This window comes from Phyllobacterium bourgognense, assembly GCF_003337575.1.
Lineage (GTDB): Bacteria > Pseudomonadota > Alphaproteobacteria > Rhizobiales > Rhizobiaceae > Phyllobacterium > Phyllobacterium bourgognense.
This window is the reverse complement of the sequence record NZ_QPJM01000001.1, coordinates 687104-699401: the sequence shown is the minus strand read 5'-3', so window position 1 is coordinate 699401 and position 12298 is coordinate 687104. Positions and strand designations below refer to the sequence as shown.

The following is a 12298-nucleotide window of genomic DNA, read 5'->3' as shown; positions in this document are numbered from 1 at the left end:
TTCAATTGTTGATGATGGCGATGCCGCGCTGGTGAAAGCCGATGCTGACATTGGTCGCCGGTGGAAGCGTTCTGTCGATGGCCGGATCTACGACGAATAATGTGCCCGCCTCCGTCTCGACTTCATATTCCACATGATCCCCGAGATAGGCCGCATGCCTGATGCTACCGGGAAACGCCCCGCTCTCAGCCGCCTCGAGCGTGATCGCATTGGGCCTGACTGCGATCCTTGCCGGTCCCGGGCGGGCGCTCCGGCCTGGCACAGAATGTTCCAGCTTTCCGACTCGAATGATCGCCTGCCCCCCATCGCTACGCAGGACCTCGCAAGGCAGGACGTTCGCCTCGCCGATGAAGTCGGCAATGAACGATGAGGCCGGGGCTTCGTAAAGATCGCGCGGCGAACCCTGCTGGGCGATCAGGCCATCCTGCATGACGATAATCTTGTCCGAGACTGCAAGTGCCTCTTCCTGGTCATGGGTGACATAGACTGCAGTAAACCCCAGGCGCTGCTGCAGTTCACGGATTTCCGTGCGCACACGGCGCCGCAGGCGCGCATCGAGATTGGAAAGGGGTTCGTCCAGCAAGAGCACCTGCGGCTCGAGCACCAGAGCTCTGGCCACGGCAACGCGCTGCTGTTGTCCGCCGGAGAGTTCAGCAGGCAGCCTCCGGCCGTACCCGGCAAGACCGACCTGTTTCAGGCCCTCTTCGGCCCGTTCCCGCGCTTCATTCTTTTTCATCTTCGATGATTCAAGTCCATAAGCGACGTTCTCCAGCACTGACATATGCGGGAACAGTGCGTAGGACTGGAACACCATTGAGACATCCCGCTCGTTGGCGGGAAGCATGGTGACATCCTTGCCGCCGATGAGAATGCGGCCTGCAGTTGGATGCTCGAGCCCGGCGAGCATGCGCAGGGTCGTCGTCTTGCCACAGCCTGATGGGCCCAGCAGCGTTACAAGTGTGCCAGGTTCGATGTCCAGAGACAGATCGTGGATGGCCGTAAACGTGCCGAACTGCTTTTTGACATTGGTGAAAACAACAGAGCCGGTGTGATGAGTGGTCATGATGCGGCCTTCTCTTGTGGTGCGGCAGACGGAATAAAGGCCGTTGCAACGCGATTCTCGCGGCGCAATCTCCGTTCACCCACCAGCAGCTGGAAACAGGTAATGATAACGATCATGACGACAATGAGCATTGACGAGTACGCGACGGCAACGCCGTATTCGCCGTTCTCGACAAGGCCGACAATGTAGGAAGTTGCCATGTTATATTCGGCACTGACCAGGAATATGACAGCGCTGATCGATGTGATGGCGCGGACGAACGAATAGACCAGCGCAGCAACGATCGCCGGACGAAGCAAGGGCAGGATGACCTTGCGGATTGTCCGGAAGCTCGTTGCCCGCAAGGTCAGCGATGCCTCATCCAAACTCTTGTCGAGCTGGCTCATCGCCGCCACGCCGCCGCGCACGCCGACCGGCATGTTGCGGAAGACAAAGCAGGCTATGAGGATCAGCGCCGTGCCGGTCATTTCCAGCGGCGGAAGGTTGAATGCCATGATGTAGCTGATACCGATGACAGTGCCTGGTATGGCAAAACTCATCATCAGTGCGAACTCGAATATGTTGCGTCCGACGAATCGCTGCCTGACGATCAGGTAGGCGGTCAGCAACCCGACAGCAGCCGTCAGCGGTGCCGAAATCAGCGCGATCTTGATCGTCGTCCAGAATGAGTTCCACGCGACACCTGTCCAGGCGATAGCGCCGTTCTCGAAGCTGAACGAGAATGCTCGCTGGTAATGCTCGAAGGTCAGGGTGTTGTCGAGGCCCCATGTGCGGACAAAGCCGCCGAACAGGATCATACCGTAGATGACCAGCGTGAACAGTATCCAGGGAATGACGATGGCATGGACGCCAATGGACAGCGATCGCGGCAAGGCAATATGCGCACCGGAATCGCCCTTGCCGGTCACGGTCGCGAAGCTCTTGCCCGCCAACCATAGTCGCTGCGCAAGGAAGGCAGAGAGCGTGAAAAACAAAAGGATGATCGCCAGTACTGCGGCACGCGAAGGATCGTTCTGCGAGCCGACAACGGCAAAAAAGATTTCCGTCGAGAGCACCCCATGGCTACCGCCGAGCACCAGAGGGTTACCGAAATCCGCCATGCTCTCGATGAAGCCAATCAGAAAGGCATTGGCAAGACCGGGCTTCATCAAAGGCAACGAGACTTTCCAGAACGTACGCCAGCGATCCGCCCGCAGGGTTTGCGACGCTTCCTCCATCGACGGGCTGACACCCTCGACAACGCCGATGAGCACGAGAAACGAGATCGGCGTGAAAGACAGGACCTGTGCAATCCAGATGCCGGTCAGGCCATAGAGCCATCGGCCAGGCTCGATCCCGAAGAGGTTGGAAAGCTGATGGGTCACGACACCGGCGCGGCCGAAGAGAAGAATGAGCGCGAGGCCAATGACGAAGGGAGGCGTGATGATCGGAAGGATCGTCAGCAGCCGCAGTCCCTTCTTGAATGGAAAACGGGTGCGGGTGGCAACCAGCGCGAAGCAGAGCCCGAGCAATGTGGAGCCGAACGCCGAAAGGATAGCCAGCATTAGCGTGCGCCAGGCGACACCACAGCGATTACCCCCAACAAGACAATCCAGGCTCCAGATCGATGGATCCTGAATGTTGCGGACAAATCCGGAGGGATCGAACGAGCCGTCGAAACTCTGGAAGGCACCGATGAACATGCTGCCCACGGGGTAGAACACAAAGATGCTGACAAGGAAGACGAGTAACGCGATTGAAGCGACTACGAAGGCATCGCCCCGCAGCACGCCGCGCTCAGCAAGTCCGAAGGAAAACATCAGGACGAAGGAAAGCGCCACGAGCCCCGCGCCTGCACCCATCGAAGGCTGGCCATCGGCAAGCGGTCCGAACAGCGCTTCAGTCATCGTCCAGGTCCAGCCCGTAAACCCGACAGCGAGCCCCTGCAGCACAAGGAAAACAATTCCAGCGGCGCCGGCCGCGATCAACAAATTTGAACGAAGCGACGAGACTTTGAAAGCCCGCGCGCATAGGCCCACAGCGAAGAGCAGCGCGATGACGGCAAGTGTCCAGCGGCCGTGTGCGAATATTTGCAGAAGAGCAGGCGCTTCGTTAGAACCGTTCGGAAAGTTGCCCAGCCAATCGAATCCGAAAAAACCGCTTTCGATCCTGTACCACGGCACGAGGCTCAACCCGGCGAGCCCGATGCCGAGCGCAATATTCAATCTCCGGTCGCTACGTTCCATAACGCCACCCGCCCTCGTTCATCGCAGAAGTTACTTGCGCTGGAGATATGTCCGGAACAATCCGGACATATCGCGTCAGACACAAGCTAGATCAGTTGGCGCTTGCACCAATCTCCTTGTCCCAGCGATCAAGCAGTTCCTTGCGTTTGGAGGGGTCGCCATAAGTCTTGAAGTCATAGTCGATGAGCTTGATATCCTCGAATTTCGGAGCTTCAGGCGGAACGGTGGCAGATTTGTTCGATGGCAGCTGGAAGGACTTCGCGTCCTTCATATGCGACTGCACTTCGGCGGAGAGAGCCCAGTCATACCATTTCTTGGCCGCGTCGAGATTGCGCGCACCCTTGATGATCGACATCGAGCCGATTTCGTAACCGGTACCTTCGCAAGGAGCAACGGCCTTGACGGGGAAGCCTTCAGCAATCTGGGCAACAGCATCGTGCATGAAGACGATACCGAGCGCCGTTTCGCCGCGCGCCGCTGCCTTAACCGGCGCCGAACCTGATTTTGTATATTGCGATACATTCGCGTTCAGCTGTTTCAGGTAGTCGAAAGCCTTGTCTTCACCCATGATCTGAACCAGGGAAGCCAGTGCGGTATAGGCAGTGCCGGACGAATTCGGGTTGGCGATCTGGATTTCGCCCTTGAAGGATGGATCGACGAGGTCAGCCCAGCACTTGGCCTCCTTCAGGCCCTTTTTCTTGACGATCTCGGTGTTATAGCCCCAGCCAAGCGCCCCCGCATAAACGCCGACGGTCTTATAATCTGCGCTCTCGGCCTGCTTCTTCGCCCAATCCTGCAACTGGTCTAGCATAGGTGACTTATATTCCTGGGTCAGCCCTTCGGAAGCGGCCTGCAAATGCGGATCACCAGTACCTGCCCACCAGATATCGGTCTTCGGATTGCGTGCCTCGGCGCGGATTTTGGCATAGGTCTCGCCCGATGACAGGCGGACCATATTGACCTGGATACCCGTCTCCTTCTCGAACGTGCCCTTCATCAACTCACAGATAACGACATCGGCCGAACAGATCAGATTGAGATTGTCCGCTGCGCGCGCCTCGGTTGGCATCATTTGAAGACCAACAGCAAAAGCGGCTGCAATTGCGAATACAGAACGCATGATTTTCCTCCCTGAAAAAGCGGCACCTCCATGCCGCACGCTTTTTGCAAGCGTGTGCAAAAGTTTCACACGTCGTGTCTTCCTGTCAAGCGGACTATTGCGTTCCTTCAATAAAATTAGCGGTCTGGTGGTTGCAGTAGCACGCAAACGCGTGCAAGATGCCGTGAACAATTATGGATTCATGCAGTTGAACAAATCATTCGTCAGCGCTGATGACGTGGCAAAGCGGGCGGGCGTTTCGCGCTCGGCTGTATCCCGCACGTTTACGCCCGGCGCGAGTGTTTCGGAGGAAACACGCCAGCGGGTCATGGAGGCCGCGCAAGCGCTTGGCTATCACGTCAACCAACTTGCCCGCGGTCTGATGCGCAGTGAGAGTGGCATCGTCTGCCTCGTCGTGTCGGAGCTGGATACGCCCTACCGCGCCCGGCTCGTGCGCGCCCTCACACATGAGTTGCAGAAGGCCGGCAAGATCTCAATGCTTATCAATACGGATCGTTCGGACCGCAGTGTGGACGCGGCGCTCCGGCAGACTCTGAACTACCGCGCCGACGCCTCTATTTTGCTTTCCGGCCTACCCGACAAGGCAATCACCAGGCTTTGTCTCGATAGCGGCCAGCGCATCGTGCTGATCAATCGCGACGATGATATTGATGGGCCCTTCCGCATCAATCTCGACGATGGCCAAGCGGCACGGGTGGCGGTGAATGCATTTGTGCGCGCGGGATGCCGCCATCTCGCCTTCGCCAACTCCGAAGTCGGAACGCCAAGCCTGATGGCACGAGAGCGGGGCTTCGTTGCAGCCGCAGCAGAATTCGGACTTGAGGTGACAGTCACGCGGCACGGCAACACAGTCTATGACAGCGGTCGTACGATCGCCCAGACGCTGTTCACCGGACGAAAGCCGCCGGATGCTGTGTTTTGCGTGAACGATCTAATGGCATTCGGACTTATGGATGGCGCACGTCACGATTTTGGGCTGCGCATACCGGAAGACCTCTGCGTGGTCGGCTTTGACGATATCGAGCAGTCGGCGTGGACGTCCTATGCCTTGACGACATTCTCGCAGCCGGTGGACGAGATCGTAAAGAGCAGTGTCGCCTGGTTGCAACGCGAGCCGGACAATGATGAGATTCGATCCGTCAATCTCCACGCACCGCTGATCTGGAGAAAATCCATCCGGAACAAAACACCTTGGGCTTAAAAAGAATCCTGTTTTCACTGTCTTATAAACAGCTACAACCAAGGGCCTTGACGCTCCGTATAATGGTCTGTCATTCCGCAGAACGATTACAGGGTAAACCCGACGACGACATAAAAGAACGCTGAAATGATTGCGGCCGCCGGCATGGTGATCAGCCAGGCAATGACGATGTTCCCAGCTAGTCCCCAGCGCACCGCCGAGACGCGCCGCGCTGCGCCAACACCAATGATCGCTCCCGTAATAGTGTGGGTCGTGGAGACGGGAATGCCGAGCCATGTTGCGGCGAACAGCGTCAGGGCGCCGCCGGTTTCAGCACAGAAGCCTTGCATCGGATTGAGCCTGGTGATTTTAGATCCCATGGTATGGACGATACGCCAGCCGCCGAAGAGTGTGCCAAGCGCCATCGCCGACTGACAGGCAATGACGACCCAGAACGGCACATTGAATTCGGTTCCGAGATAACCCTGCGAAAACAGCAACACCGCAATGATTCCCATGGTCTTCTGCGCATCATTGCCGCCATGGCCGAGCGAATACAGCGAAGCGGAGATGAATTGCAAACCACGAAATGTCCGGTCGACGGCAAAAGGGGACTGCCGGACGAAAATCCAGGATACGATCAAAATGAGCATCAGTGCCAAGAAAAAACCGATCATTGGTGACATGAAGATTGCACCGACCGTTTTTAACAGCCCGGTCCAGACGATAGCGTCAAAACCTGTCCTGACCAGACCGGCACCGACGAGACCGCCGACAAGTGCGTGCGACGAACTCGACGGAATCCCGAATATCCAGGTGACGATGTTCCAGACAATCGCGCCCATGAGAGCGGCGAAGATCAGCCGGGGTGTAACGATAGTCGGATCGATAATTCCGGTCCCCAATGTCTCGGCAACGTGCAGACCGAAGAAAAGGAAGGCGATAAAATTGAAAAATGCAGCCCACAGCACGGCATATTGCGGGCGTAGCACGCGTGTTGAAACGATGGTAGCGATTGAGTTGGCCGCATCGTGCAGGCCATTGAGAAAATCAAAGAACAAGGCAACCGCAATCAGACTCGCCAGCAGGGGAAAGCTGAGCGCTGTATCCATCAAACGTTCTCGATCACGATGCCGCTAATTTCATCTGCAACGTCCTCGAAGCGGTCGACCACCTTTTCCAGTTCACCGTAAATCTCGCTGCCGATGAGGTAAGCCATGGCATCGGATTTGCCATAGCGTTGGAACAGATCTTTCAATCCCTCATCGTGCAGATCATCGGCGCGGCCTTCGACGCGCACGATTTCTTCGGCAATGGCACCAAGACGCGCAGAGTGCGTTCCCATGCGGTTGAGAAGCGGAATTGCTTCTGCGATCAAACCCGAAGCTTCAACGATGAGCGCGCCCATTTCGCGCATGCGAGGATCAAAGCTTGTTTGCTCGAAAAGCTGTATTGTCTTGACTGTCTTGTGCATCATGTCGATGGCATCGTCCATCGACTGGATCAGATCCTTGATGTCGCCGCGGTCGAATGGTGTAATGAAACTGCGGCGCACAGCTAGCAATACTTCACGCGTGATCGCGTCCGCTTCGTTTTCAAGTTCGATGATGCGATTGCAGTGATGTTCGATTTCGCCTTCACCGGCGAGAAGTGCTTTGAGAGATTTGGCTGCCTCTACGACAACGCGCGAATGGTGCGCAAAAAGATCAAAGAAACGGTCCTCACGTGGTAATAAAGCGCGAAACCATTTCAGCATGGCGACACGTTCCCATTGGTGACATTCTGATCCGCGGCGGCTTATTCTGTCATAGCTGGATAAGCCCGATATTTCAACCGGACTGCTGAGTATAGTCGGCTAAGTAAGATCGGATGAAAAGACCGATACCGTGTCGGAAGAGAAGTACTCTTTTATCGCAGCGTAGCCAAAAGGTCGCTCGCCGCTCTTGCATCAGCAGTGGCGAGACCCTCGACAGCCTGTTGGCATAATGGCTGCAACAACGCTCGCGCGCGGTCGGTCTGGCCGCGGTCGACATAAAGCTGAGCCAATTCGGTTCCGGCACGCAGTTCCCACGCACGCGCGCCCTGACTTTGGCTTAGTTGTATTGATGACTGGAAACACCGCTCCGCGTCATCCACGCTGGCTTGCGGAGTTGTCAGAGAAAGATTGCCCTTCACGCGTAACAACTCAGGCATATAGCAAAGATCGCCCCGTGACTCGACCAATGCGATCGTCGTTTCTGTGAGCGAGAAGGCTTCAGCAAACCGGTTCGTAGCGGCAAGGCCGTGAACGAGAGCGATATTAAGGGGCGTAGTGAGAAGTTCATATGGTGCTGCGTGAAGCTCGTCCAGCGCCGCCTGCAGGCTTTCTACACCTGCATTTGCCTTGCCCCGACGTATCGCCAGTTCCCCCTTCAAACCACGTGCAACAGCGAGATACGGCCCGAGCGAATTCGGCCTGGCACGAGAAAAGAGCCAATCGACGTATTGATCTGCACCCTCGAGGTCCCCTGTCCACAGCAACAATGAAGCAGCCCATATCAAAGCTATGGATAGCGTCAACGGATGGTCTTTGTTTGCAGCTTCCGCGATAGTCTGGCGAACCAGTTCCCCTGCCTGGTCGGAATACCCTTGCAGCCACAGGTTCCTCGCAAGGATAGCACCCGCCAGAGTTCTGCCGTCGAAGCCAAGATAGATGGTGGCACGCGAAAAGGGCGGCCCAGGCTGCAATGCAGCCTCAAGCTCTGCGCGGGCTGCGTCAAGCTGTCCGCCAAGATGAAGGGAAATCCCCATCAAGGAATGAGCCAGTGTGATGGAGACCCTGTCGTCAAGCATTCCGGCTACAGTCGAGTAGTGGTGCGCATAGTTTAGCGCGGCTTTAAATTCTCCCGTGCGCAGGTGGAACATCTGAAGCGGGCCTAACACCTGGAGCTGATCAAGCGGGCCACCGCATTCTTCGGCAATCGCGAAGCTCCGTTTCAGAGCAACTCGCGCCGCATCCTTTCCTCCTCGGGTGAACATCAAGGATACTCCCGAGGCTGCATGAAGATGCATCTCATCCCGTTCGTGGCCAACGGTGCCTTCCAGGGCCAGAATCGCCCGCTCCGACCAGCGATGACACTCGGTAAGAAGAGACATTGACAGAAAAACCGGAGCGGCCGCCACGGCAAGTCGTATCCCGATTTCAATGCCGTCACCATCGAAACAGGATTCGAGAGCCGCTCTCACATTGGAAAGGCCAGCCAGATACAGCGCCCGCTGTGCCGCGCTACCCAAAGTCGGCCACTCGGCCCCGGTTTCCTCCAGCCACAAAAGGTAGTAGGTCGCGTGGCGTTCCGTCAGGTCAGACAGTTCTGTCTCGTCAGTGCTCGCTTCGAGGGCGTAGGCCCGCGTTGTGTCCAGGAGACGGTACCGCATTGTGGCCCCAACCGGCGCAGTCGCGACCATCGACTTGGCCACAAGGCTATCGACAATACCAAAAACGAGGGTTTCATCGATCATCGGACTTGTCACAACCGCCAAGGCAGCCTCAATTGAAAAATGCCCGACGAACACGGCAAGGCGGTGAAGCACCGTACGCTCCATTTGGGAGAGGAGCTGATAACTCCATTCGATGGTGGCCTGTAACGTCTGCTGGCGCTGAGGTGCGGTGCGCTGTCCCTGCCACCACAATGTCAGGCGATGATCGAGAAGCGCGGCCGTTTTTTCGAGACCAAGGCCGCCAACCCGCGCAGCGGCTAGTTCAATCGCCAGCGGAACTCCATCGAGCTTCCGACAGATACTTGCTACGATTGCTGCATCCTCGTCGCTGAGCTCGAGCCGGGCACCGCTGGAATTCGCCCTCTCCACAAACAACTGGGTTGCAGCGAACGTTTCGGCAACGGCTGCGGTGAGCCCCGGATCGTCCGGTGGGCAGGTGAGCGTTGTCAGTTTGTGGACGTGTTCCCCTTCGATTCTCATGGCTTCGCGACTGGTTGCCAAAATGTGGACCTGTGGGGCAACCGTGTAGATGCGGGACGACAATGCAGCGACTGACTCTATGACATGTTCGCAGGTATCGAGGATCAGGAGGACCCGCTTGTCTGCCAAATAGGCACTTAAACTGGATATGACGTCATCAGACTGCACTGATAATCCCAATATGGAAGCTACCGTCGTCGCCACAAAGGCCGGGTCGCTCAGCGCTCCAAGATCGATGAAATGGACAGCACCCGCGAAAGCTTCGGCCAGATCATGTCCCAGGGCCACTGCAACGGTGGTTTTGCCGACGCCGCCGGCTCCCAGTATTGTGACAAAACGCGTAGCCAGCACTTGAGCTGACAGGGTACGCGTCTCATCGTCCCGCCCCACCATTCGATTCAATCGGCTTGGCAGGTTGGCACGAGTGAAATCATCGGAACTCCCACCGCCTATTGCGCTCTGATCGCTTGAACGCGAAATCGATGCGACGAAACAGTAGCCGCGTCCTGTCAGGGTTGCGATATATCGAGCCCCCTCCTTTCCGTCAGCCAGCGCTTTGCGCAGGTTGGCCATATGAAACCGCAGGCTGCCTTCCTCCACCGTGACGTCGGGCCAGGCGCGGGCTAACAGGTCTTTTTTACTGAGAGTTACGTTGGGCCGGGAGGTCAAAGCGATCAGGATGTCGAGGGCACGCGCGCCAAGCTCGACGGGGACACCGTCTTTGGTGAGAAGCCGTTTCCTTGCGGCCAGGATGAAAGGGCCAAATATTATTTCATCCCCACTCGTCACCGTCTCGTCTCTCATGCCATCCCTCACAGCCAACAACTCATCGCCCCATGGTTCACAGGACATCCGCGCCGAAGCGTCGGAATTCAGGATCATCCGGAATGCTGCTGCTCGCAGCAGCTAACAGAACATAACAGCGCATAACGGGCGTTTCCTGTGGCCCCGATCTAAATGTTTTCACAGAAATCGCTTTTTGAGGAGTATCGTCATGCCCGTATCATCACTATTGCCGACGCGGCGTCGTTTTTTGATCGGCTCAGCTGCCGCGGGGGCCCTGAGCATACTTCCGGCCCGCGTGCGCGCAGCGGTCAAGAACGATGCGATCCGTCCTTTCCGGGTTCACGTACCGGACCAGGCGCTTGCCGATCTGCGCCAGCGACTGGTGATGACACGCTTACCTGCCCGGGAGACCGTCATTGACCAGTCCCAAGGCGTGCAACTCGCCAAGCTTCAGGAGATGCTGCACTACTGGGCAACGGACTACGACTGGCGGAAGATTGAGGCGAAGCTCAACGCCCTCCCCATGTTCGTGACCGAAATCGATGGCCTCGATATTCATTTCATCCACGTCCGTTCCCCGCATGAGAACGCCCTGCCGATGATCATGACGCACGGCTGGCCCGGGTCGATCCTGGAGATGATCAAGGTGATCGAGCCACTCACTGACCCAACAGCGCATGGCGGCAGCGCCGACGACGCATTCCATCTTGTCGTGCCCTCGATCCCCGGCTTCGGCTTTTCCGGAAAACCAACTGCGACGGGTTGGGGCTCGGATCATATCGGCCGGGCATGGGGAATGCTCATGCAGCGATTGGGATATGACCGCTACGTGTCACAGGGCGGTGACTGCGGCTCCGTCATCTCGCACCGCATGGCGTTGCAGAATGTCGCCGGGCTAATTGGCATTCACGTCAATATGCCCGGGACTGTCCCAAAAGAAATTGCGTCCATCCTTACCGCAGGCGGACCGGCCCCGGATAATCTGACTGACAAGGAAAAAGCAGCTTTCAAGGCGCTTGATACCTTCTACAAAGACAGCTCCGGCTATGCGGCCATGATGGTGACGCGGCCGCAGACGATCGGTTATTCGCTGGTGGATTCACCCGCCGGCCTCGCTGCATGGATCTATGAGAAATTCGCTACATGGACATACAGCGACGGGGATCCGGAGAATGTCTTAACCCGCGACGAAATGCTCGATGACATCTCGCTTTATTGGCTGACTGGTACCGGAGCCTCAGCCGCGCAAATCTATTGGGAAGACCATTCCAACAATTTCAACGCCGTCGACATAGCAACGATGCCTGTGGCCGTGAGCGTATTTCCCGGTGAGATTTATTGCGCGCCGCGGACTTGGGCTGAGCGTTGTTACCACAACCTGATCTATTTCAACGAGGTCGAGGACGGCGGTCATTTTGCCGCTTGGGAGCAACCACGGCTCTTCACCGAAGAGGTGCGGAACGCGTTCAGGTCGCTGCGCTGATGACCGGTATCTCTGAGGAAATCATATGATGAACGAGCATGCGACGCTACTCTATACCGCCAAGGTCCGCACTACCGGCGGGCGTGAAAACGGCAAGTCCCGCAGTTCTGATGGCCGGCTGGACATCAGGCTTTCGGTTCCCGGTATCCCAGGCAGCGGCACCAATCCCGAACAGCTGTTTGCCGCCGGCTGGTCGGCTTGTTTCGAAGGGGCGATTCAGATTGAAGCCAAGCGGACGAAGATCGCACTTCCGGCAGACCTGGCGGTTGAGGCCGAGGTGGATTTGAATGTCTCGGGCGGCGCATATTTTCTCCGTGTCCGCCTGAACGTCATCCTGCCTGGCATCGAGGACGACGTCGCCCGCGCCTTGCTGAATGCCGCCCATCAGACGTGCCCGTATTCCAAGGCTACGCGCGGCAACATCGATGTCGCAATCAATCTGGTCAAAATTACCCCCAATCAAGCCTGATACATACTTGAAGGA

9 protein-coding genes are annotated in these 12298 nt (G+C 57.1%); 3 read left to right on the top strand and 6 right to left on the bottom strand.

Annotated elements, in window-relative coordinates; genetic code table 11:
* Nucleotide 1: 1 nt before the first annotated feature.
* The 3 genes from C7476_RS03310 to C7476_RS03300 form a co-directional block, all read right to left on the bottom strand.
* A complete protein-coding gene (locus C7476_RS03310; RefSeq protein WP_114428441.1) occupies nucleotides 2-1063 on the bottom strand; it encodes an ABC transporter ATP-binding protein in 1062 nt (353 codons plus the stop codon).
* A complete protein-coding gene (locus tag C7476_RS03305) occupies nucleotides 1060-3288 on the bottom strand; it encodes an ABC transporter permease (RefSeq protein WP_114428440.1) in 2229 nt (742 codons plus the stop codon). Before C7476_RS03305 ends, C7476_RS03310 begins: the two co-directional genes overlap by 4 nt.
* A 91-nt stretch (nucleotides 3289-3379) precedes the next feature.
* Nucleotides 3380-4408: an ABC transporter substrate-binding protein gene (locus tag C7476_RS03300; protein WP_114428439.1), complete on the bottom strand. Its 1029-nt coding sequence runs from the start codon at nucleotides 4406-4408 to the stop codon at nucleotides 3380-3382.
* A gap of 181 nt (nucleotides 4409-4589) precedes the next feature.
* Between C7476_RS03300 and C7476_RS03295 the strand changes: the two genes are divergently transcribed.
* Complete coding sequence (locus tag C7476_RS03295; protein ID WP_114428562.1) at nucleotides 4590-5609, top strand: LacI family DNA-binding transcriptional regulator; 1020 nt, start codon at nucleotides 4590-4592, stop codon at nucleotides 5607-5609.
* An 86-nt stretch (nucleotides 5610-5695) separates the two neighbouring features.
* Here the strand turns inward: C7476_RS03295 and C7476_RS03290 are convergent, their stop codons facing one another.
* The 3 genes from C7476_RS03290 to C7476_RS03280 all read right to left on the bottom strand — a co-directional run bounded on the left by C7476_RS03290 (nucleotide 5696) and on the right by C7476_RS03280 (nucleotide 10349).
* Complete coding sequence (locus tag C7476_RS03290; protein WP_114428438.1) at nucleotides 5696-6700, bottom strand: inorganic phosphate transporter; 1005 nt, start codon at nucleotides 6698-6700, stop codon at nucleotides 5696-5698.
* Nucleotides 6700-7344: a DUF47 domain-containing protein gene (locus C7476_RS03285; RefSeq protein WP_114428437.1), complete on the bottom strand. Its 645-nt coding sequence runs from the start codon at nucleotides 7342-7344 to the stop codon at nucleotides 6700-6702. Before C7476_RS03285 ends, C7476_RS03290 begins: the two co-directional genes overlap by 1 nt.
* 152 nt (nucleotides 7345-7496) lie before the next feature.
* Entirely contained in the window at nucleotides 7497-10349 is a 2853-nt protein-coding gene (locus C7476_RS03280; RefSeq protein ID WP_114428561.1) for an ATP-binding protein, read from the bottom strand.
* 190 nt (nucleotides 10350-10539) lie between these two features.
* Between C7476_RS03280 and C7476_RS03275 the strand changes: the two genes are divergently transcribed.
* Entirely contained in the window at nucleotides 10540-11814 is a 1275-nt protein-coding gene (locus C7476_RS03275; RefSeq protein WP_114428436.1) for an epoxide hydrolase family protein, read from the top strand.
* Nucleotides 11815-11842: 28 nt separating this feature from the next.
* Complete coding sequence (locus C7476_RS03270) at nucleotides 11843-12283, top strand: organic hydroperoxide resistance protein (protein ID WP_114428560.1); 441 nt, start codon at nucleotides 11843-11845, stop codon at nucleotides 12281-12283.
* The last annotated feature ends 15 nt before the right edge of the window (nucleotides 12284-12298 follow it).